We start from the raw sequence: 21,260 nt of genomic DNA, 5'->3' as shown, positions 1-21,260 counted from the left end.
CAACCCCACGGCTTCATGTCACTTATGCCAAAGTGGCAGTCAGTGCCATTATTGAGTGTAATCCCCTCTGAGAAACAGGTACTTGCATGTCCCATGCCCACATTCAGGATGAGCCGACCACCGGCCAATTCCAAGCGGTAGCCGATACGGCCGCCCGATCCGCTCTCGACCTCGAACCGGAGCGCCCCGCCACCAAGCACATCGTTGCCGTGATCTCCGTGCTGGTGACCTCCGCTCTGATCATGATTCTGAACGAAACAGTCCTGACGGTGGCCCTGCCCAACCTGATGGTCGACTTCAGCATTACGGCGGCCACGGCCCAGTGGCTGACCACAGGATTCATGCTGACCATGGCCGTGGTGATCCCCACGACCGGATGGATGCTCCAGCGTTTCACCACCAAGGGCCTGTTCACCGCGGCCCTGCTGTTGTTCGTGATCGGTACCGCCATGGCTGCGTTCGCACCAAGCTTCGCCGTGGTCCTTCTGGGTCGGATTGTGCAGGCCGGCGGCACGGCCATCATCCTGCCGCTGTTGATGACCACCACCCTCACCTACGTTCCCCCGGCCCACCGCGGCACCATCATGGGACTCAACTCCGTGGTGATCTCAGTGGCTCCGGCCATTGGCCCGACCATCTCCGGCATGATCGTCAATGCCCTGAACTGGCGCTGGGTCTTCGGCCTGATGCTTCCGGTCGGGATGCTCGTGCTGCTCCTGGGTCTGGTGCTCATCAAGACGACCGGTGAGACCCGCAAGATTCCCCTGGACGCCTTCTCCGTGCTGCTCTCGGTCTTCGCCTTCGGAGGCATCGTTTACGGCCTGGGATCCATGAGCGCTTTGTTCCAGGGTTCGCTGCTTCCTGTGCTCGCCCTGGCGGTCGGCGCAGTCGCCCTTGCGCTGTTCACCATCCGCCAGGTGCGCCTCCAGCGCGCAACGGACGTCGCCCTCCTGGATGTGCGCTCCGTTCGTGAAGAAGCTACCCCCGGTGCCCGTCCGAGTGACCGTGGACTGATCCCTGCGACGTCGAAAATCCCGGCCTGACTCGATCGCGAGCCAAGCCGGGATTTTCGCAACCATCTAGAGCCTGCCGAGGACTACTTACAGTCCTTCACCCGAGGGGGAGACGAGAATCTTGACCGCAGTCTCGTTGCGGTGGATGAGCGTATCGAACCCCTCATCCACAAGACCTTCCAACCCGATCTTGCCGGTGATGAACGGCTTGAGATCAATCTTGCCGGACTCCACGAGCTCGATGGTGGCGGGGTGGGAATTCACATATGCAATGGTGCCGCGCAGGTCGATCTCCTTCATGACCAACTTATGGATATCGAAGTTGGACCGTTCCGCCCAGATCGATACGACGACCAGCACGCCAGTGGGTCGCAGGGCATCCATCAAGGTGTCCAGCACCACCTGAACCGACGTGCACTCGAATGCGACATCCGCACCTTTACCGCCGGTAATCTTCTGAACTTCCTTCACCACGTCCACTTCCCGTGGATCCAGCGCATAATCTGCCACGCCGGTCTCCAGAGCTTTCTCGCGACGCAGGGAGGAGAGCTCCGACACCACCACGGTGATACCAAGGGCCTTGAGCACGGCGGCGGTCAGCAAACCGATGGGGCCGGCACCACCCACCACTGCTACGTCCCCGGCTTTGGCCCCGGAGCGCTCGACGGCGTGATATCCCACAGATAGTGGCTCGATCAGGGCGGCCTCGTCCAAGCTCACGGAGTCCGAAATCGGGTGCACCCAGCGGCGCTTGACGGCAATGCGCCCCCCCAGGCCGCCGCCGCGTCCGGCGAGACCGATGAAGTTCATGTTCGGAGACAGGTGGTAATCCTTGGATTCAGGGCCGGTGTCCACCTCGTCACCAATGATGTAAGGCTCGACCACCACGTGCTGACCGACCTCGAGATCTTCCACGCCTTCACCGAGTTCATCGATCACTCCGGAGAACTCGTGCCCGAGAGTCACCGGAGCAGTCTCACCCGAGATGGAGTGCGGGGTGTCGTGGGTGGGGCAGAAAACGGGCCCGTCCTTGTACTCATGCAGGTCAGTGCCACAGATGCCGCACCAGGCCACTTTGATTCCCACCTCGCCCGGGGCCACCGTGGGCTCGGGAATCTCTTCAATACGAATGTCGCCTCGGTCGTAAAACCGTGCTGCCTTCATCATGAACCTCCGGATCACTCATGGGACCGGGAATGGAGACTCGATCCCTGTGGTCTGACCATAAGCACGATGGGGTCTAAAAATAAAGACCCAGGGAAGCATGGAACACATTTCTAGCCCAATCCCAGAATGGCGCGAGCAATGAAGAAGTAGACCACCAGGCCGGTCGCGTCCACGAACGTGGTGATGAAAGGGTTGGAGAAAACCGCAGGGTCCACTTTGATGGCGCGGGCGATCAGGGGCATAAGGCCACCCACCGTGGCAGCCAAGGTACAGATCGCAGCCAAGGTCAGGCCGATGACCGCGCCGATCGAGGCCCCGTAGATGATTCCGGCGATGACAAAGCCCGCAGCTCCCAGGAGTAGGCCCAAGCTCACGCCCACGCGCAGTTCCCGCAGGGCCACCTTGGCCACGTCTCGCGGGCGAACATCACCCAGGGCGAGTGCACGCGTGATGGATGTGGCCGCCTGATTACCCGTATTGCCGCCCGTGCCGATGAGCAGCGGGATGAACACGGATAGCACCACCATTTGCTCGAGCGTGGATTCAAAGACCTCGAGCACCTGGACTGTGAGGGTCGCACCGATCGCCAGCACGAGCAGCCAGACCACGCGGGCTTGCACGAGAGTGCGCACCGGAGTGGACAAATACGGACGACGCAGGGGCTCGGAACCGCTGATGCGCGCCTGATCCTCGGATTCGGCGTTCTCGAGGATGTCCAGGGCGTCGTCCACGGTCAGGATGCCCACGAGCCGATCCTCGTGATCCACCACGGGCATGGCCAACAATCGCAACCCCGCGCAGCGGCGTGCCGCCTCCTCCGCAGGTTCGGTCGCGGTCGCGGAATCCGCCTCGCTCATCAGCTCAGCCACGGGAGTTTCGGGATCGGCACCCATCACCTGGCGCAGCCCCACAACGCCCACCAGCTTCCGGGAGTCATCGGTCACGGGAATCGTGTAGATCGTCTCCGCACGCTGCAGTCCGTGACGGATGCGCTGCAAGCTCTCTCCGGCGGTGAGGTGCGGGTGGGTGGTCACGCACTCGGGGTTCATCCGACGCCCAATGGAGCGCTCCGGGTAGCCCAGCACCACGGAGGTGAGCTCCCGCTCGTCGTCCGGGAGGTCCCGCAGCAATCGGGTAGCCACGGTGGCGGGGAGCTCATCAACCAGGCGGGCACGGTCATCTGGAGTCAACCCCGCGAAGATCGCGGCGACGTCCTCGTCCTGCAACCCCACGACCAGTTCTTTTTGGAGCGGCGCATCCAAACGTTCGAACACCACGGACGCACGGTCCTTGGGAAGCATGCGATACACCAGTGCCCGATCACGCACGCTCAGTCGTTCCAGGAGCTCGACCACCTGGCCCGAGGGCATGGCGTCGATCGAGCTCGTCACCCGGTCGAAGTCCCGTTTCGAGACTGCGGATTCAACATCCTGAAGCTGCCGGCCGGTCACCGGTTCGGCTTTGCGATCCACTGCATCTCCCTCGTTGTTACGTCCTTCAAACCCGCCAGGGTCACCGCGGAGCTCTCCCCACCATTCTCCGCGTTGTTCCTAGTCAGTAGGCTCCATGAACTCACAAGAAGCCGGTCGCAAGTGTGGGCAATCACATTCATCCACGGGTGATTCTCGGTTGTTACGTTGGTTACGTCCAGGTCAGGGAGAAGGTTTGGGGGAACCTAACCGACACTCGCGACATGGGCTTCTTAGTTCGACGCCTGCGGGGGCAGGCGCATCAAATATCTGGAGGAAACCCGTAAAAAAGAATATCGTCAAGACCGGTACCGCCATCGCAGCTTTCGGCGCCCTGACCTTCGGTTCTGTCGCTCCGGCACAGGCCACCTTCTTCCACCCGGCTCCCAGCCACCCCGTAACCTCCTGCTCCACTTATGACCCTTGCAAGGAGGCGGCAGCACCGGCGGCGGCCACACCGGTGGTCACACCGGCGGCAAGGACATCCTGGGCGGCCTGTTCGGTCACAAGATCAACTTCGTCAAGGACGTCATCGACTTCAAGCTGGGTCTGTTCCACAAGATCTTCAGCTTCAAGCACTGAGGTTCCGTTTCACTGATTTCCTAGTGAACGTGCCCCGCACCTTCTGGTGCGGGGCACGTTCTTTTGCGCCGGGCACTCCTCAAATCACCAGCGGGCACCTAAGGTAGTAAAAAGTTTTGCTATTTCTGCTCCCCTCGGAGGACCCGCATGAACGCCGACCCGAATGACATGCCCGCAATCCGCGAAATGCTTCACGAGATTTTGCGGAATGATCCCGCCCCACTGCACCTGGGCATCCAATTGGGGGACATCGACCAGGGACGCGTGGTCATGACCATGCCCATCGCCGATCACATGGCCAACAGCCACGGTATGAGCCACGGCGGTTACCTGTTCACCCTGGCCGACACGACTTTCGCCTACTGCTGCGCGACCGCGGGTACGCGCATTGTCACCCGCAACGCGGACATCACGTTCATCTCGCCGGCCCACGCCGGCCAGATCGTGACGGCGACCGCTACGCGCCGGGTGAGCTTTGGCAGGAACCAGATCTGCGACGTCGTTCTGGAGGCCGACGGGCGCGTGGTCGCCTACTTCACGGGGCAGGGAACCACGCCCCCGCCGCCGCGTGAGAACAAGTCCTAGCGAGCCTCATCCGCATCGACCCGGGTTGCCTCCAACTGCGCGCGCCGCGTGGCCATCTTGACGTTCACGTAAATCAGGATCCCCACAACGATGCCGCCCACGGCGGCCACCAGAAGCAGCATGGGCCAGTTGTCACCGGGAGCTTCGAGGGTGCGATCGTCCACCTGCCACGGCCACAGCGCGCGTAGCGCTCCGAGCATCAGGCCGGCCAGGACCACCATGGTGGGTCGATAGCGGTAGGCCAGCAACCACTGCAGACCCTTCACCAGTACGGCCATGCCCATGATCGCGCCCACTAAGAAGAGACCCAGGTATCCGAGGTCCAGCTCATCCACGGCCTTGAGCGTGGGGTGGTAGAGGCCGATGGTGAGCAGTATGAACGACCCGGACAGTCCCGGAAGCAGCAGAGCGGAGACCGCGATGGCTGCCGCGAGGACAATGATCACGGGGTTCGGTTCCACCGTGGTGGGCGGAATCGAGACCACGAAGAACGCGAAAAGACACGCGGCAAGACCCAGCACCCAGTCCAGCGCACGCCAATTGCGCCCCGCCATACGCAACGGAACCGCCACGGAGACCAGCACCATCCCTAAGAACAGGGCCCGCATGACCTCCGGGTGATCCTCCACCGCTTGGGACATGGGACCCGCGATCGTGAACACGGCCAGGACCATGCCCAGCAGGACCGGGACGATCATGCGCCAGTGCACCTTGGCCAGGTTCTCCTTGACCCCCGCCACGCGATCCGGGCCCAGGATGGCCCGCTTTCCCGCGCTCACCACATGGGAGGCCGAGTCGATGAGTTCGTCGTAGATACCCACGACCAAGGCGACGGTGCCGCCGGAAACGCCCGGGATGGTTTCCACCGTGCCGATCAAGGCTCCGCGGAGAACGTTCGCCGGGACGTTGCGATGTTGGGTGACCTGATGCTGGTCGGTAGTCGGTTGCGCGTTGACGCTCATTCGGTGTTCCCCTTGCTCGTGGCTCAAGGATCAACGGTACCGGGGCGGCAGGTACGGCGCATCCGCGCGAGCCGCCCAGAACCGATCAACCCGTGGTGGCAAGCCATGCTCCGGCCGCCATCACGGATCAGGGCCGATGTCAGACCGCGGACCAGCCGCCGTCCGAGGGCAGGATGGCGCCGTTGATGTTCACGCTGTCCTTGGACGCCAAGAACGTGATGCTGGCAGCGAGATGTGCCGCTTGAGCCAGACCCGGCATATTGGCGTTGACCACACCCAAACGGACCGCGCCGGATTCGGACATGTCCGCCGGGAGCTTGATGCCGGTGGCCACACCACCCGGCGCCACAGCGTTGAACCGGATGCCCTGAGTGGCATACATGAAGGCGGAGCTCACCGTCAGACCCACCACGGCGTGCTTGGACGCGGTGTAGGCGACACCCGCGGCGGAACCGCGTAGGCCGGCCCCCGAGGTCAGGTTGACCACGCTGCCCTGGCCCGCATCGAGCATGAGGGGAATGACGGCGCGGGTCAGGCGCATCATGCCGTCAACGTTCACGGCAAACACACGCTGCCACGTCTCGTCCGTGACCTCGTGCAGCGGGGCGAAGTTATCCATCACACCGGCGTTGTTGACCAGAGCGTCCACGCGATTGTCTGCGGCCGACAGGATGCCGGGGATCGCGTCAGGATCAGTGAGGTCCGCGGTGACGAGCACCAGGGACTCCGAGAACTCGCGATAGAGATCGCCCAGGCCGTCAGTATTCAGGTCCACAGCGATAACGCGTCCGCCTTCTCGGAGAATGCGGGAGGTCGTGGCCAAGCCGATGCCCGCACCTGCGCCCGTGACGATCACCGTCTGACCGGCGAACCGCTCGGGCACGATCCGTTCTTCCCACTCTGGATTCAACATGGTGGGCATTGCCGGGTTTTCAGTCATTGCTCTCCCCTTCAGCGTGGTAGACGACCCGCCCGTCACACACGGTGAGAACCGGTCGGAGGTCCTTGAGATCCTCGGTCTCAACACTAAACGGGTCGCGGCCCATGAGCACCAGGTCCCCCAGGTACCCCTCCGCGATCCGGCCCAGTCGGTCTTCCTCGAAGGACGCGCGGGCTGCCACAGTGGTGAACGCGGCAATGGCTTCTGCCACGGAGATGTTCTGAACTGTGTCCAGGAGTCTCCCCGAGGAAGTTCGCCTGGCCACCGCGGCGTAGATACCCAACCATGGATTGGGTGTGGTCACCGGGAAGTCCGAATTGATGGGTGCCTCGATCCCGTGATCGATAAACGTGCGCATCGGGTAAGTGCGCGCAATCCGGTCCGGACCCAAGTTGTTCAGGTAGCTGTCGCCCAGCTCGTAAAGGAACGCCGTGGATGCCGCGGCAATGATGTTGCCGTCCCGCAACCGGTCCAGTTCTTCCTCATTGGGTAGCCCGCAATGCTCCACGCGGTGGCGCCGCGAACGGACCACGGTGTCGTAGTGCTCCTGGGCATCGTGATCCGTGGAGTCGTGGTGCTCCTGAGCCGTGGTCTCACGCTGATCCGTGTGGCCCGGCTCCGCCTCGGAGGAACCATCCCCGCCCGAGATTGCCGCCGCGTCCCGGCCACCCGCTTCGATTAGATCCAATGCCTGCGTCACAGCACGCTCACCGATCCCGTGCACGGCCACCCGCTGCCCCGAGGCAACGGCCCTGGCCACGAGCGGTTCGATCTCGGAGGTGTCGTAGTACAGAATTCCGCGTGAGCTGCTGCCCTCGAACGGCTCGGACACCGCGGCGGTGCGTCCGCCCACGGAACCGTCGAGAACGAACTTGAGGCCCTGGTACCGCAGCATGTCGTTACCGAAACCGCTGCGCAGACCGGTGCCCAGAACGGCGTCGTAACTGCCCGGGAACTCACCCTGCGCGAGCGCGAAGTACCACGGCCGGAACCGCACCGAAAGCGCCCCCTCGGCAAGCAGGGTTTGGTAGACACCCATCTCGGTGGGGCCGGAGCTCATGTCGTGGACCGTGGTGACACCCTTGCTCGCCAGGTCATCGAGGGCGAGGCGCATGCCCTCGGTCATGCCTTCAGGTGTATCCGCGGGGAGGTCGACCAGGGACATCGCCTTTTCCTGCAGCAGACCCGTGGCCTGCCCCGAGTCCGGGTCCCGCACAATGCAGCCACCGGACGGATCCGGGGTGTCATCGGTGATCCCAACCCGCTCCAGCGCCGCGGTATTCACCAGCGCCATGTGCGCGCACGTACGCCTCAGGAAGACGGGGTGCTCGGGCGCCGCCCGATCCAGATCTTCCAGCGTGGGGCCGGGGCCGTCCATGCGGTGCTCGTCGTGACCCCACCCGGCAATCCATTCGCCGGGTTCAGCCTGTCCCGCAGCTTCCTGCAGGGCCTCGACAATGTCCTTGACCGTGGGCGTCACGGCCGGGCGGCAATCCACCTGGAGCAGGCTCTTGGCATACATGCCCGGATGGCCATGCGATTCAATGAGCCCCGGCATAAGAAAACGCCCACCCGCGTCGATCACCTGGGCGTCCGGAGCGCTGCGCTCGCGAGCTTGTTCCGAACTGCCCACAAAGGTGATCACACCATCGGTGACGACGACGCCGCGTGGTGCAGTGTCGTACGCGCTGCCGGGGTCGTACACCACGGCATTGATGACGGTGAGGTTGCGGGTGGGACGCTTCATGCGTGACTCCTCATGCGGTTACTTGCGGTTGAGCAGCTCCCCGCCGATCTGGTCGACGCCCTGTCTATCATCACGCCGGATGAGAATGCGGGCGATGATGGAGGACCCCAGGGAGATGACAGCGATGACGAACAGCAGGATGGCCGGGCCGGTCGAGCCACCGCCGGTTGCGACAAGAATGGTGGCGGCCAAGGCCGGCATGAAGCCCGCCACGATGCCCGCCAAGTTGGCGGACAGGGCAATCGCCGAGTAGCGGACCTTGACGGGGAACAGCTGGGTCAGCACGGTACCCACGGGGGCGTAGGCAATAGATGCGAAGCCCAAGCCGAGGATCAGCGCCACGGTGATCATGCCGGTGGAGCGGGTGTCCATGAGCCAGAAGATCGGGAAGGCCACGAGTGCGGCGATCACATAGCCGACAACCACCACGGCGGAGGGGCTCGTCTTGTCCGCGACCTTGCCGGCCACGAACATGCAGACGATCTGGGCCACGGCACCCCATGTGATGGCGTTGAGGATAGTGGTGGACGGCAGACCGAGCTCATCCGTTACATAGCTGATCATGAACGTGGTCAGCATGAAGAAGCCTGCGTTGCCGAACAGGTAGGTACCGATACCCACGAGCAAACGACCCGGAACCGTGCGAATGATTTCGACAACCGGTGCGCTTTCCTTCTCGATGGGTGAGGCGGCCTTGGCGGCTTCCGCTTCCTTGAAGTCATCCGTCTCGTCAACCTTGAGCCGGATCCACACACCCACGGCAACCAGCAGGAGGGAGATGAGGTAGGGAATACGCCAAGCACCCTCGAGGAACTGTTCACCGGACGCGGCAACCACAGCAGCCACGATCACGCTGGAGAGGATGGTGCCGGTGGGTGAACCCAGCTGCACCACGGAGCCGTAGAACCCACGCTTGTTCTCGGGTGCGTTCTCCACGGCCATGAGCGTGGCACCGCCCCACTCACCGCCGGCGGCCATGCCCTGCACGAAACGCAGTACGCCCAGCAGGATGGGTGCCACGATGCCCGCGGTTTCATAGGTGGGCAGCAAGCCGATCAAGGTGGATGCGACGCCCATGGCCACGATGGTGATCATCAAGATGGTGCGGCGGCCAATGCGGTCGCCGAAGTGACCCGCGAGCAAGGCACCCACCGGGCGAGCAATGAAGCCGACGCCGAAGAGCAGGAACGAGCTGATGGTGGCCAAGGCGGGATCGTCGCCGCCGAAGAACAGCGGGGCGAACACAATGGCGGACGTGGTGCCGAACAGGAAGAAGTCGTACCACTCGAGGGACGTACCCATGTACGCACCCCACAGGGCGCGGCGGGCCTTCTTCGGATCATGGACCCGCTCGGTGGGCGTGGGATCGACGCCACCAGCCGGGGAAGCTGAAGTACTGGACATGGGAAACCTCGAAAGAACGGTGGTGCGAGCCCCAAAACTGCATGATTCAGGGCACAGAGAGTGTTAAATACTCACTATGTGACCCGGATCGCAAGGCGTCAAATACCGAACGAGCAGTCTGTTCATGCCCCTTAGGCATAGTTCCAGGGCTCGTCCATGCCAGCCCAATCCGCAGCGGCCCATCGGTCCAGGAAATGCGACAGCCTTCCAGCCAGCTCGAGCAGTTGTTCGTGGGCGTAGTGCCCTCGCGGCCACACGAGGTGAAGCTCGATCGCGAGAGGTTCGCGAGCGGCGTCGTCATCGAGATCCCCGCTTGGAGCGCGCGTGGTCGGAACAAGCACGCGGATGGGATGTACCCCGAATCGCGGGAGCTCGGACGTGAAGCCCGTGGCGGTCCCGGAGGCGGCGAGCGCCATGATGGCTTGGCCGTCGTCGGATTCCATGACGGAGGGGAAGCGGATGCCGGCTGCGGAGAGCGCAAAGTCCAGGAGGTAACGACTCGCGTTGCGGTGGGTGGGGAGGACTACCGCGTGATCGGCGAAGTCTTCAATGGGCGCTTCGACGACGCCCGCGATTGCCATCGGGTGACGCGCGGACACACACGCGTAGATTGGGGCTGACCCCAGGGTCTCGGACACCAATTCACCCTGCATGGGGGCAGTGGAGATCGCGGCATCGCAACCTTCGCGCAGGGCCACTGGTATGTTCGCCTGGATCACCGTGCGGGCGTTGACCAAGGGGTCGTCCGGGCCGAGCGTGGCGATGAACGGCGCCAGGAGATTACGCAGCGTGGCCTCCGTGGTGCCCACCGTGAGGGTCGACGCCCGACCGGTGCTCAAAGTGGCCGCACCGCGCTCGAACCGATCCACCTCGCCCATGAGTCTGCGCGCCATGGGCACCAACCGCTCCCCCGCGGTGGTGAGCACCAACCGGTTGCCTTTGGGTCGGAACAGGGTCAGACCGAGGTCTTGCTCGAACAACTTGATCTGCCGGTTCAACGCCGGTTGGGCCATCCGCAGCGACTGCGCCGCCGCCGTCATAGTCCCCGCATCCACCGCGGCCAGGAAGTACTTGACCCGGCGAAAACTCATATCAGCCATGGGGTCAGTGTGGCAGGTGACCGCGCCACTTGTTTCGTTCCCGTTGAGCCCTAACCCACCCGCTTCACAAACTCCCACAACTTCTCAGCAGCAACCGTGAGGTTGCGCGCGAACCCCTCGAGGTCCTCGGAAGTATCCCGGCGGTAGTTGATGCAGAACTCGTACCCGTCGGACAGGCGCGTGTAGGTCATGCCGAAACCTTCGGGGGTGGTCGGGGCAAAGGCGTAGCGCACGATCTGTTCTGGCCCACCGATGGACGTGGTGGACAGGAAATCGCGCCGCATGGTTGTCAGACCCGGGTTGGCGAAGAACGACGTGTCCATACCGTTCCGTTCGGCCACGTACTGCAGGCCGAGCAGATGACGGTCGATGCCCTGAGCAGATTTGCACGCCTTGACCCAGCCGCGGTGAGCATCAAGGGCGGCCTGGAACTGCTCGAGGGTCGCCTCCCCCGCCTGCAATGCCGCAACGAACCCCACCGCCTCCGCAGTCACCGGGCGCAGGCATTCCGTGCGACCGGCCTGGTACTCGCGCATGTCCACAGCCTCGTACACGCTGCGCACCCGGTTGTAGGTGGCCAACTGGGCGTAGAGCATGATCAGTTGCTGAGCGGCGTCGTCGCTGATGCGGAACGGAAGTTCAGCCTTGTGCGGCCGGGGCACGAACACCCGGTGTACGCCGTGCAGCGCCGCCGCGCGGCGGTAGTCGGCGAGTTCATCCAGCAAGGTCGAGCGCAGGGAATCGCTCAGGTCCCACGTCAGCGGCTCCGGTGACGCAATCCCCGTGGCGGCCGGCTGCTCCGGGATGGCCACCTCCTGCATGCGTGCCACGGCAGCCAGGATCGTGGCGCCGTCCACCGTGCTGTGTTCCACGTGAACGGCCAGCCAATCATCGGCCAGGCACACCTCGTAGGTCAGCGGCTTATAGGCCCACGCGTGACCCACTTCGAAGGCAGAGTGTTCGAGGTGTTCGATGACCTCGGCCTGGGCGTCCAGCACGTTGGCCATGAAGATCATGCGGGTGATCCGGTCGTAGATCTCCGCATTGTGAGGGTTCTCGGTCAGCTCCTCCAGCAGCGGCGCGGCCTTCTCACTGCCCAGGTAGGACAGCGTGCCGAACGGGAGCTCGGGCTCCGTGGCGGCCTCAGCGCCGTCGACCACCGAACGCAATGATTCGGCCACGGTGCGCAGCGACAGCGGCTGGCCGTCCTGGTCGCTCACGGGCACCGCGAACAGGCGGCCCCGGTGAATCACGCCGATCTCGCGATCCGCAGCGGAGAGTTCCGGACGGATGACCTCGTCGACTTCCTCGGCCGGGTGACGCAGCCCGCCCTCCAGACACCGCCACTGCTCCATGCTGATCTCGTTGCCGCGCGGATCCACTTCTTGCGGGGTCTCGCCGCGCACCTGCTGCAGATGCACCGACGCCGCTCGGTACACGAACTCGGCCGCCCGGCCCAGGCCCGGGGCCCCGAAGTCACCCGTGATCTGGAAACCCACATTGCTCGTGAGCGGCAAGGAGGTGCGGGTCATCAGGTAGCCGCTGAGCCAGTCCTCGGACAGCCAGCTGTTGCCGGCGGCGTTCTCGTCGCGGGCAAATTCTTCGAGGCCGGCATGCACCTCACTACCCTGCTGCTCCCGGAAATCACGGGTGGCCTGCACGGTCTCCTCGTACGTGGCGTCATCCAGCAACGGACGGGCCGTGGCCAGGAAACGATCGAGGGTTGCGTCCAACTCGGGAACGGGCAGGGGCTTCACGGACATGCGGGATCCTCTCAGCGCGGCTCACCGGGGCGTGCGAATGCGCCAGGTCCCGGGTGCGGATTCACCCTCTATCTTGCCGGAGAACACTGCAATGTGGGCTGAGAAATCACCCCGTGGGCCGCGCGTCATCCGTCACATGCGCTGCCCACGGGGTGATTCGGTTACTCCCACGTGGCGTTGTCCGGGTCCGCCCCGTTCGCCCGAGCATTCTCGGCCACCGTACGGTACAACCAGTCGGCCAACCCCGGTTCGAGGTTGTCGTAGTACTCCGTGAATCGCGGATCCTGGGTGTACATGGTCGCCAGGCACACCTGCATCGAATGGGTACAGTCGTAGAACTGCCCAATGGATGCACGGTGCCGTTCCGCCAGCTGATTGGCCTGTTCCGACCCCGGTTCGATTCCATCCCGGGCGGCTTGAGCCAGTTCCTGGTTGAGCTGATCGCTCTCGGCCTTGGTGCGCTGCCAGTCGTCCTTGGACATCCCGGCGGCCCGCTGTTGCGACTGTTCCCACTGGTGGGTATCGCCCCAGCGCTCCTCGGCCTCACGCTGGTACTCGGGGTTCCAGTCCTGACCGAAAATCTCGCTTTGCTCCTGTGGAGTGAGTTTCTTGTTCACGGCTCGCGCCTCCATCATCTGATCTACTGCGCAGACCATCTGCTGCAGGTGATCAATGCGTTCGGCCAGCAGTTTTCGCTGCTTCTCGAGGTGTGCGCTCTCGTTCACGGACGGGTCGTCCAGAATCTTGCCCACTTCTGTCAGCGAAAACCCCAGCTCCCGGTAAATGAGCACACGGTGGATCCGCGCCACGTCGTCCGCCGAATACAGGCGATATCCCGTGCTCGTGCGGCCGCTGGGGCTCACCAGGCCGATATGGTCCCAGTGATGCAGCGTCCGCACGCTCACGCCAATCAACGACGACGCCGCTCCCACCGTCAGCAGCTCATCTCCCGTTGGGTTTCCGGGTGCCTCGGGGTCTTGCGTCATGGCTTCAGCATCTCTCACGATCCCTACTGTTCGCCCTGACGTCGCGTGAGGGTCAAGCCCTAGTACTTGGCCAGCGCGCGGCCCAGGCGGTCCAGCCCTTCGTCGATCACCTCGGGTGAGTGGGTCACGAACGACAACCGCATGGTCGAGCGGTCCGGATCATGGGCGAAGAATGAGGCACCGGGCACGAAAGCCACACCTTCGTCGAGCGCAATCTCCAGCAACCGAGCAGTATCGATCCCGTGCCCCAGGCGGGCCCACAGGAACATGCCGCCGTCCGGCTGGGTGACCTCCGCGCCGCCGGGGAGGACTCGCTGCAGACTCTGGTACATGGCTTTGGCGCGCTGAGCGTAGACGGGGCGGACCTTGTCCAGGTGGGCTTCGACGTCGGCGGTGGCCAGGTATCGCGCGACCGCGAGCTGGTCCGTGACCGGAGACTGCAGCCCGATCGCCTGTTTGGCCACGGTGAGCGTGAACTGAATGGGGCCCTCCGAGCGCATCCACCCGACGCGCACACCGGGCGCGATGATCTTGGAGACCGAGTTCAACAGAATGGTCTGTGTGGACATACCCGGATGCGAAGCAATGGGCGGGAACGGTTCGCCCTCGAAGCACAGTTCACCGTACGGATCGTCCTCCACAAGTGCCGTGCCGGTACGCAGCAGAACATCCGCGACCGCCGCGCGACGCTCCATCGACATGCACACGCCCGAGGGGTTCTGGAAGGACGGAATCAGGTACACGAATTTGGGCGAGTGCTCGGCGATGAGCTTCTCGAGCTCGTGCGGAATCACGCCGTTCTCGTCGGTGGGAACCCCGATCAAGCGAGCACCGTTGAGTTCGAAAGCTTGAACTGCCGCCAGGTAAGTGGGGCGCTCCACGAGCACTACATCTCCTGGATTCACCAGCGCTTGCGCGACGACGAACAAACCCTCCTGGGAGCCGGTGGTGACCTGAATCTGCTCGGGAGTGGTCTCCATATAGCGTTCGAGCCGAAAAGCAGCTTGTTCCCGCAACTCGAACTCGCCCTCGCTCGACGCGTATTGAAGGGCCCGCTCGGCGTGGTTCTCGAAAACCCAGTCATAGGCGGCGCGAATATCCTCGACCTCGAAATATGCCGGGTCCGGCACGCCACCGGCAAAGGAGATCACGCCCTCTTTGGAGACCGCATCCAACAGGTCACGGACCGGCGAGGAATCCACCCCGTCCAAGCGATCGGCCAAGCGGAATCTGAACTCACCCTGTGCACTCATACAGGCGAGTATTTCACGACGTCATCGGGGCGCCTCGACCATCCAATCAAGGTCAGAATCCTTCCGACGCAAGACTCTCGGGGCTAGCCTGACACCATGCCGGAAATCGTTGAGTTATTAGACAGCTCTGCAATTGCCCTGGACCACCACGCCCAGGATTGGCGCGAGGCCATACGGTATGCCGGCTCCCTCCTTGAAAGCTCGTCGGCCTGCACCGATCATTACACGCAGTCAATGATCGACAACGTCGAGCAAAACGGCCCCTACATTGTCGTGGCTCCGGGATTCGCCTTTGCCCACGCACGCCCTTCCGAGGCCGTCCAGCGCACGGCAATGTCGTGGGTACGTCTGAAATCCCCGGTTAAGTTCGGCCACGCCAAGAATGACCCCGTAACTCTGGTGGTGGCGTTAGCCGCTCACGACGACACGGCACACACTCAAGCGATGCAGCAATTGGCCAAGGTACTGGGAGCACCTAAAAAGCGTGCAGCTCTCGACGAAGCTTCCACCGCCGACGAAATCCTCGCCATTCTTGGTGGGAACTCTATGGCCCGGTCACCTGGCAACCTAGACAGCCAGGATGAGTCGACTGCCGGTTCGAATTCAGCCTCCGGTCAGCAGACCCAAACCACCACAAATAAGATCCTGACGGTGTGCGGCAATGGCTTAGGAACCAGTCTGTTCCTCAAGAACACGCTTGAACAGGTCCTTGAGCATTGGGGGTGGGGCTCGTACATCACGGTGGAAGCCACTGACACGATCTCCGCCAAGGGCAAAGCCAAAGAGGCCGACTTGATTCTTACTTCAGGGGAAATCGCACGAACCCTGGGTGACCTTGGAACTCCAGTTAAAGTCATTGAAAACTTCACCAGCACGACAGAGCTCGACGCTGTCCTGCGCGATTCTTACGACGTCTAGCGCGAAAGTAGATTCCTCATGGACTGGCTAGTCAGCGCCGCAGAATTCTTGGTCAACGAGATTCTTGCCGTACCCGCATTTCTTATCGGTATCATCACGGCCATCGGGCTCATCGCCCTTCGAAAGTCCTCCGGGCAAGTAGTTGGCGGTGCCATCAAAGCAACGCTTGGCTTCTTACTCATCGGGGCCGGCGCGACTCTGGTCGTCGCATCCTTGGACCCCTTGGGAAGCATGATCTTGGGAGCTACCGGGGCCCAGGGCGTCATACCTACAAACGAAGCCATTGCTGGAATTGCCCAGGAACAGTACGGCGCCCAAGTCGCCTGGTTGATGATCCTGGGCTTCGTTGTCAGCCTGATCCTGGCACGCTTTACTCCGCTCCGGTACGTTTTTCTGACCGGCCACCATGTGCTCTTCATGGCGACCATGCTGACTATCATCTTGGCTACCGCAGGCTATAACGGAACCGTGACCGTCCTGCTTGGTGCGCTGCTGCTGGGAATACTGATGGTCTCCATGCCCGCTTTCGCCCACCCCTGGACTCGAAAAATCACGGGCGATGACAGTGTGGCCATCGGCCACTTCGGAACCGCCGGCTATATCGCTGCAGGTGCAGCCGGACGCGCCGTGGGTAAAAACAGCCCGTCCTCGGAGGACCTGAAACTCCCCGAAGGATTACGGTTCCTGAGAGATTCAATGGTCGCCACCGCCCTGTCAATGGCCCTCATGTACGTCGTCATGGCCATCCTGTTCATGGTGCGCGCCGGCACGGAGGAAGCGTTTACAGCGTTCGAGGGCGGCGCGACCAGCGTTGGTAACTACATCATGCAGTCGGTCACTCAAGGGTTGCAGTTCGGTGTAGCGGTAGCGGTGATTCTCTTCGGCGTGCGAACCATCTTGGGTGAGCTAGTTCCCGCCTTCCAGGGCATCGCATCCAAAGTGGTGCCGGGAGCCGTTCCAGCGTTGGATGCACCCATTGTTTTCCCGTACGCGCAGAATGCCGTCCTCTTGGGCTTCATCTTCAGTTTCATCGGAGGTCTTCTCGGTCTCGCAGTACTCAGTGTGTGGCTCAATCCGGCGTTCGGCATCGCACTCATCCTGCCCGGATTGGTCCCGCACTTCTTCACCGGTGGCGCGGCTGGCGTCTACGGCAACGCCACGGGTGGGCGTCGGGGCGCGATGGCTGGAGGCTTGGTCAACGGTCTGATCATTACATTCCTGCCAGCGTTCCTGCTGTCCGTTCTTGGGACCTTCGGCTCGGAGAACACTACGTTTGGCGACGCGGACTTTGGCTGGTTCGGAATCTTGGTCGGCTCAGCTGCCAAATTGGGCGCCGTCGGTGGAATCATCGTGGTCCTGCTCATCGGCCTGGCCATCCTGGCGCTGGCCATCTTGTTCCAGAAAAAGGCCGTCGACGGGCATTGGGATCCTGCCTCGTCACGCGCAACTCAGACAACCACACCGGATAAGCCAACCAGTTCAGTCAATACCGGCAGGAGCTACGGAAAGATTCCTCCCCCGCAAGGTGCGCCAGCGCCTCCGCCGCCGATGCAGTGACGCGGCTGAAGGTGTCCTATGCGGAAGGCGCCCACGCACGAACGAGCGACTGCATGTAGCGGTCGTATGCCTCGTCGGGGTCTTGTCCCATCATCACGGGGCGGGTTGCCTCGATAGAGACCCAGCCGTGAACGCTCGCCCAAATCGAGTTACCCATTTCTTCGATGGGGTAGTTACCCAGAATTCCGTGTGCCGCGCATTCGGCCACTCGCCGAAAAAGTGTCTCGATGGCCTTTTTCGCGGCAATCATTCGGGGAGAATTTTCCGTGAATTCCTCCGGGGAAATATCCGGGCGCTTTCCGCCCCGGCCAATCATGACCACGTACAGAGCGGGGTACTTGAGAGCCCATTGGCGGTAAGCCCTGCCGAGCTCCCAGAGGTCTTCGAGCGGATCTCCAGTAATTGGAACGCTCTCCTGCGATCGGGTAAAGCTTTCCACGGATTCGTAGACGACAGCCTCGATGAGGGCATCGCGGCTACCGAACATCGTGTAGATCGCGGTGGTGGAGCAGCCGTGTTTGGCCGCCAAGGGGCGTAATGACACTGACTCGACTCCGCCGGTCACAATCTGGTCGGCGGTGTCGCGAATCAGTGCCGCGCGCGTTTCGTCGTCGAACTTCCTGGGTTTGGCCACCCCGCAATGGTACTGGCGTGTACGGCAATAACGGTGTTATATATGTATGGACGTGTCCATACATCCTGAGAATATGGATCGCCGCGGGATGACTTGGGGGCATCCCGCTGCGGCCTATCTCAACGACGTTCGGACAGGACCGATTGGTCCCGGGCCGCATGTGCCCTGGTCGCGGCTGCATTCGTCTTGAGCACTATGGGGATCCACCCCACGAGCACCACACCGTAGCCCAGAGCAAAGAGGACTGCGGTGACCACGTGCGGATTTTCTTGCCGCCACACGAATCCTGAAACTACAAGCGCCGCACCCAAGACAAGGGATGTCATCCCCATAGTGCGTACCAGCGGCGCAGCGGCATGATGAGCAGCATCCCAAGCGGCGTCGGACGCTTGAGTTTTTCTGGTGCGAATTCCCACCGAGCCGTTGCGCCCGATCAAGCCGACCGCACCCTGTTTGGCGACCACGAGATAAGAGCCGCCGACCATAACAAGACCCAGGCCTCCCAGAATGTCCATGAGATTCATTGCCTCACTCGCTTTCTGACCGACCCTGGCCCATAAGTATGAAGGCTTACGCCTCGCGCTTCTTCCGGTTGCGCTGCACACGGCGGACGACCCACCAGATCACGAATACCACTACGGCTATCGCTACAACTCGGGAGAAGACGCCGGCGTACTGCTCCGCAATATACCAGTTCTCACCCAGGAAATATCCCGCAACAACAAAAATGCTGTTCCAAATCAGCGAACCAGCTGCGGTCAACACAACGAACAGCGGGAAAGACATCTTTTCGATACCGGCCGGAATGGAGATCAATGATCTGAAGATGGGAACCATCCGCCCGAAGAACACAGTGGCCTTGCCATGGCGCTCGAACCACGCTTCCGTGCGGTCCAAGTCATGGAGGTCGACCAGGGGCATCTTGTCCACAATCACGCGAAGCCGACGGCGGCCCAGCGCCACGCCGATCCAGTACAGCGCGATGGCACCGATCACGGAACCTAGTGTGGTCCAGAAGATCGCGCCGAAGAGGCTGAAATTGCCCTGGCTGGCGGTGAAACCGGCCAGTGGAAGGATGACCTCCGAGGGCAGCGGCGGGAACAGGTTTTCCAGTGCGACCAGCAGGCCAGCGCCCGGAGCTCCGATGGCCTCCATGACGTCGACCACCCACCCTGCAACACCGTCGAGTTCAGCACCACCGGCTGCTTGGGCGGGTAGGAGGACAGAGGCTAGGGACATCACGTATTCGCTTTGTGTGGGGTTCAGGAACGGGCTCATGATACGTCAGCCCGCTTAGAGATTCCCTACTGCAATTCCCCACGGGGCTTGGAGAGACTGAGGGCACAATGGCCTCATGAGAATCTGGTCGTTGCATCCCACGCTGTTGGATCGACGGGCGCTCGTAGCCGGGTGGCGTGAGACGCTCTTGGCCCAGAAAGTCCTGCGCGGTGAGACCAAGGGATACACCCGGCATCCCCAACTCGAACGCTTCCGCGACCGCCCCGATCCGCTACAAGACATCGCGGATTACTTGCATGCCATGGCTGACGAGGCCGACCGACGCGGTTACAACTTTGATCGCGGCCGGATCTCAGTCGATCGTTCAACCACGCCCAGCACCATCAACGTGACCGCGGGGCAGCTCGAGTACGAGCTCGCGTTCCTTCGTCAGAAGGTTGAGGGGCGCGACCCGGAATGGGGCCGCTCTCATCTGGACGCCGTGGAGACCCCCACCCCGCATCCACTGTTCGCCGTGGTCGACGGGCCCATTGAATCCTGGGAGCGCGTCAAACCCCTCGCTGGGTAACCCGCGCTGAGCGAACGACGTAGTCATCACATGGGCACCGGGGGCGATCCCACGTAAAGTTTCAGTATCCCCCTTCCCACCGGTTCGGAGACCCATGAAGTGCAGCGTGGTTTTACCCACACGCAATGACTCCGCGTACTTGCATCGCTGCTTGCGCGCTTTGGACCAGCAGACGCGCCAACCCGACGAGATCATCGTGGTGGACAACGGCTCCACCGATGATATTGCGGCCGTGCTGCGCGAGTTTCCCGACGTAACCTGTTTCCGGGAAGACATCCCCGGTGTGGCATATGCCGTGCGCTCGGGATACGACGCCGCCCAGCATCCGATCATCCTGCGGTGCGACGCGGACAGCATCCCATCCAAGGGGTGGGTCGAACACATGGTGACGGCCCTGGAGTGGCAGTTATCTCGCAAGGGCAAAGTTGAAGTTGTCGCCATCACCGGGATCGCTCGATTCGGACCCCAGCACTCAGGGCTAGGACGGATCTCTGGGGCTTTGTATTCCTACGCTTACCGGCTCGTGGGCGGTTTGGCATTGGGACACGTGGCGCTGTGGGGATCCAATATGGCGATGTCCGCGACATGGTGGCATTCCGTCAGAGACCATGTGCACTTATCCCCCGATGTCCATGACGATTACGACCTCAGCTTCCAGGTGGGCCCTCACCAGAAGGTCGTGCTGGATCACCGGAATGTGATGCTGGTGTCCTGGCGGGCCGCAGCCTCACCATCTCGAATCGAGCGGCAGTTGCGCATGGCAGCCATGACCATGCAGATCAATTGGGCGGAGCAAAAACCGTGGGAGCGCATGCGGGCCCGCTGGACGGCGCCGCGTGAATAATCGCCGCCCCGCAAGTCAATATGTCGCATCGAGTATGTGTTTCTCCGCTCTCCTGGTAGCTCTCATTTACGGGCTCCAGGAACGCTGGATCGACGTGGCTGTTCTGCTACTGGTGGGACTCGGACAAGTAGTCGCGTTCCTGTGTTTCCGTAACGGATACGCACGCGGGGCAACCAGCCTGGTCATGTTGATTGCCGGCGTGAGTGCTGCAGAGCAGGTGTACAGCAGCATCTGGTGGTGGGATCTGGTGATCCATTTCTTGTGTCTGTACGTGCTCGTATGGATTGCCTGGAATTATGCGCTCCGGAAGTCGCCCTCACGAGGGCGCCTACTCGCTCGACAGCGCCTGGCTATCTGTTCCCTCATGGGTCTTGTGCTGGCTGTCGTCTGGGAGGTCATGGAGCTTCTCGGATTCCTTTTAGTCACTCCGGACATTCACATTCCGCCGCTGGACACCATTAGCGATGTCATCGTGGGCGTTCTGGGCGCTGCCTTAGTGGCACTTCACAAGAAATCCCGATAGAAAGAG

Annotated in this window: 21 protein-coding genes; 8 read left to right on the top strand and 13 right to left on the bottom strand. The window is 62.4% G+C overall.

Annotated features, from left to right (window positions below):
* The first annotated feature begins 86 nt into the window (after positions 1-86).
* Positions 87-1,043 (top strand): MFS transporter, encoded by a 957-nt coding sequence (locus RF638_RS09375; protein ID WP_368841864.1) that lies wholly within the window; start codon positions 87-89, stop codon positions 1,041-1,043.
* 57 nt (positions 1,044-1,100) lie between these two features.
* Here RF638_RS09375 and RF638_RS09370 read toward each other — a convergent pair whose 3' ends face one another.
* Positions 1,101-2,177: a 2,3-butanediol dehydrogenase gene (locus RF638_RS09370; RefSeq protein ID WP_368841912.1), complete on the bottom strand. Its 1,077-nt coding sequence runs from the start codon at positions 2,175-2,177 to the stop codon at positions 1,101-1,103.
* Between the two features lie 113 nt (positions 2,178-2,290).
* Positions 2,291-3,652 (bottom strand): magnesium transporter, encoded by a 1,362-nt coding sequence (mgtE, locus tag RF638_RS09365; RefSeq protein ID WP_238663199.1) that lies wholly within the window; start codon positions 3,650-3,652, stop codon positions 2,291-2,293.
* Positions 3,653-4,072: 420 nt separating this feature from the next.
* Here mgtE and RF638_RS09360 point away from each other — a divergent pair, with 420 nt between their 5' ends.
* Positions 4,073-4,231 (top strand): hypothetical protein, encoded by a 159-nt coding sequence (locus tag RF638_RS09360; RefSeq protein WP_368841863.1) that lies wholly within the window; start codon positions 4,073-4,075, stop codon positions 4,229-4,231.
* A gap of 147 nt (positions 4,232-4,378) precedes the next feature.
* Complete coding sequence (locus tag RF638_RS09355) at positions 4,379-4,816, top strand: PaaI family thioesterase (RefSeq protein ID WP_368841862.1); 438 nt, start codon at positions 4,379-4,381, stop codon at positions 4,814-4,816.
* Here the strand turns inward: RF638_RS09355 and RF638_RS09350 are convergent.
* The 8 genes from RF638_RS09350 to RF638_RS09315 form a co-directional block, all read right to left on the bottom strand.
* On the bottom strand, positions 4,813-5,805 hold the full coding sequence (locus RF638_RS09350; protein WP_368841861.1) for a DUF368 domain-containing protein: 993 nt from the start codon (positions 5,803-5,805) through the stop codon (positions 4,813-4,815). The two genes, RF638_RS09355 and RF638_RS09350, sit on opposite strands and share 4 nt — an antisense overlap.
* Before the next feature lie 112 nt (positions 5,806-5,917).
* Positions 5,918-6,718, bottom strand: a complete 801-nt coding sequence (locus tag RF638_RS09345) for an SDR family NAD(P)-dependent oxidoreductase (RefSeq protein ID WP_368841860.1) — start codon at positions 6,716-6,718, stop codon at positions 5,918-5,920.
* Complete coding sequence (locus tag RF638_RS09340) at positions 6,711-8,465, bottom strand: amidohydrolase (protein ID WP_368841859.1); 1,755 nt, start codon at positions 8,463-8,465, stop codon at positions 6,711-6,713. Before RF638_RS09340 ends, RF638_RS09345 begins: the two co-directional genes overlap by 8 nt.
* A gap of 18 nt (positions 8,466-8,483) precedes the next feature.
* Complete coding sequence (locus RF638_RS09335; RefSeq protein WP_368841858.1) at positions 8,484-9,869, bottom strand: MFS transporter; 1,386 nt, start codon at positions 9,867-9,869, stop codon at positions 8,484-8,486.
* Positions 9,870-10,000: 131 nt separating this feature from the next.
* Positions 10,001-10,969, bottom strand: a complete 969-nt coding sequence (locus tag RF638_RS09330) for a LysR substrate-binding domain-containing protein (protein ID WP_368841857.1) — start codon at positions 10,967-10,969, stop codon at positions 10,001-10,003.
* A 50-nt stretch (positions 10,970-11,019) separates the two neighbouring features.
* Entirely contained in the window at positions 11,020-12,732 is a 1,713-nt protein-coding gene (locus RF638_RS09325) for a choline/carnitine O-acyltransferase (RefSeq protein ID WP_368841856.1), read from the bottom strand.
* 161 nt (positions 12,733-12,893) lie between these two features.
* The gene (locus tag RF638_RS09320) at positions 12,894-13,718 is read right to left on the bottom strand and encodes a MerR family transcriptional regulator (protein WP_368841855.1); all 825 of its coding nucleotides are present in this window, start codon (positions 13,716-13,718) and stop codon (positions 12,894-12,896) included.
* 59 nt (positions 13,719-13,777) lie between these two features.
* The gene (locus RF638_RS09315; RefSeq protein WP_368841854.1) at positions 13,778-14,971 is read right to left on the bottom strand and encodes a PLP-dependent aminotransferase family protein; all 1,194 of its coding nucleotides are present in this window, start codon (positions 14,969-14,971) and stop codon (positions 13,778-13,780) included.
* A gap of 96 nt (positions 14,972-15,067) precedes the next feature.
* Between RF638_RS09315 and RF638_RS09310 the strand changes: the two genes are divergently transcribed.
* Entirely contained in the window at positions 15,068-15,889 is an 822-nt protein-coding gene (locus tag RF638_RS09310; protein WP_368841853.1) for a PTS sugar transporter subunit IIA, read from the top strand.
* 18 nt (positions 15,890-15,907) lie between these two features.
* Positions 15,908-17,446, top strand: a complete 1,539-nt coding sequence (locus RF638_RS09305) for a PTS ascorbate transporter subunit IIC (RefSeq protein ID WP_368841852.1) — start codon at positions 15,908-15,910, stop codon at positions 17,444-17,446.
* A 16-nt stretch (positions 17,447-17,462) separates the two neighbouring features.
* Here RF638_RS09305 and RF638_RS09300 read toward each other — a convergent pair whose 3' ends face one another.
* The 3 genes from RF638_RS09300 to RF638_RS09290 form a co-directional block, all read right to left on the bottom strand.
* Positions 17,463-18,080, bottom strand: a complete 618-nt coding sequence (locus tag RF638_RS09300; protein ID WP_368841851.1) for a TetR/AcrR family transcriptional regulator — start codon at positions 18,078-18,080, stop codon at positions 17,463-17,465.
* A gap of 119 nt (positions 18,081-18,199) precedes the next feature.
* Positions 18,200-18,595, bottom strand: a complete 396-nt coding sequence (locus tag RF638_RS09295; RefSeq protein WP_368841850.1) for an SdpI family protein — start codon at positions 18,593-18,595, stop codon at positions 18,200-18,202.
* Positions 18,596-18,650: 55 nt separating this feature from the next.
* Positions 18,651-19,319 (bottom strand): DedA family protein, encoded by a 669-nt coding sequence (locus RF638_RS09290; RefSeq protein WP_368841911.1) that lies wholly within the window; start codon positions 19,317-19,319, stop codon positions 18,651-18,653.
* Positions 19,320-19,434: 115 nt separating this feature from the next.
* Between RF638_RS09290 and RF638_RS09285 the strand changes: the two genes are divergently transcribed.
* From RF638_RS09285 to RF638_RS09275, 3 genes are all read left to right on the top strand, one after another.
* Positions 19,435-19,887: a pyrimidine dimer DNA glycosylase/endonuclease V gene (locus tag RF638_RS09285; protein ID WP_344225191.1), complete on the top strand. Its 453-nt coding sequence runs from the start codon at positions 19,435-19,437 to the stop codon at positions 19,885-19,887.
* Between the two features lie 106 nt (positions 19,888-19,993).
* Positions 19,994-20,731 carry a glycosyltransferase family A protein gene (locus tag RF638_RS09280; protein ID WP_368841849.1) on the top strand — a complete coding sequence of 246 codons (738 nt, stop codon included), beginning with the start codon at positions 19,994-19,996 and terminating at the stop codon, positions 20,729-20,731.
* Positions 20,732-20,765: 34 nt separating this feature from the next.
* Positions 20,766-21,254, top strand: coding sequence for a hypothetical protein (locus tag RF638_RS09275; RefSeq protein WP_368841847.1), 489 nt, complete (start codon positions 20,766-20,768; stop codon positions 21,252-21,254).
* Positions 21,255-21,260 lie beyond the last annotated feature (6 nt).

The organism is Kocuria sp. CPCC 205235, assembly GCF_040980905.1.
GTDB classification, from domain to species: domain Bacteria; phylum Actinomycetota; class Actinomycetes; order Actinomycetales; family Micrococcaceae; genus Kocuria; species Kocuria carniphila.
Note: the sequence above shows the minus strand (reverse complement) of the source record. Positions and strands in the feature narration are given on the sequence as shown.

Excerpts from the sequence above, each read along its gene's own strand:
- RF638_RS09375 (WP_368841864.1), top strand. The coding sequence starts at position 87 with ATGTCCCATGCCCACATTCAGGATGAGCCGACCACCGGCCAATTCCAA.
- RF638_RS09370 (WP_368841912.1), bottom strand. The coding sequence starts at position 2,177 with ATGAAGGCAGCACGGTTTTACGACCGAGGCGACATTCGTATTGAAGAG.
- RF638_RS09355 (WP_368841862.1), top strand. The coding sequence starts at position 4,379 with ATGAACGCCGACCCGAATGACATGCCCGCAATCCGCGAAATGCTTCAC.
- RF638_RS09345 (WP_368841860.1), bottom strand. The coding sequence starts at position 6,718 with ATGACTGAAAACCCGGCAATGCCCACCATGTTGAATCCAGAGTGGGAA.
- RF638_RS09340 (WP_368841859.1), bottom strand. The coding sequence starts at position 8,465 with ATGAAGCGTCCCACCCGCAACCTCACCGTCATCAATGCCGTGGTGTAC.
- RF638_RS09335 (WP_368841858.1), bottom strand. The coding sequence starts at position 9,869 with ATGTCCAGTACTTCAGCTTCCCCGGCTGGTGGCGTCGATCCCACGCCC.
- RF638_RS09330 (WP_368841857.1), bottom strand. The coding sequence starts at position 10,969 with ATGGCTGATATGAGTTTTCGCCGGGTCAAGTACTTCCTGGCCGCGGTG.
- RF638_RS09325 (WP_368841856.1), bottom strand. The coding sequence starts at position 12,732 with ATGTCCGTGAAGCCCCTGCCCGTTCCCGAGTTGGACGCAACCCTCGAT.
- RF638_RS09320 (WP_368841855.1), bottom strand. The coding sequence starts at position 13,718 with ATGACGCAAGACCCCGAGGCACCCGGAAACCCAACGGGAGATGAGCTG.
- RF638_RS09315 (WP_368841854.1), bottom strand. The coding sequence starts at position 14,971 with ATGAGTGCACAGGGTGAGTTCAGATTCCGCTTGGCCGATCGCTTGGAC.
- RF638_RS09310 (WP_368841853.1), top strand. The coding sequence starts at position 15,068 with ATGCCGGAAATCGTTGAGTTATTAGACAGCTCTGCAATTGCCCTGGAC.
- RF638_RS09305 (WP_368841852.1), top strand. The coding sequence starts at position 15,908 with ATGGACTGGCTAGTCAGCGCCGCAGAATTCTTGGTCAACGAGATTCTT.
- RF638_RS09295 (WP_368841850.1), bottom strand. The coding sequence starts at position 18,595 with ATGGACATTCTGGGAGGCCTGGGTCTTGTTATGGTCGGCGGCTCTTAT.
- RF638_RS09290 (WP_368841911.1), bottom strand. The coding sequence starts at position 19,319 with ATGTCCCTAGCCTCTGTCCTCCTACCCGCCCAAGCAGCCGGTGGTGCT.
- RF638_RS09285 (WP_344225191.1), top strand. The coding sequence starts at position 19,435 with ATGAGAATCTGGTCGTTGCATCCCACGCTGTTGGATCGACGGGCGCTC.
- RF638_RS09275 (WP_368841847.1), top strand. The coding sequence starts at position 20,766 with ATGTGTTTCTCCGCTCTCCTGGTAGCTCTCATTTACGGGCTCCAGGAA.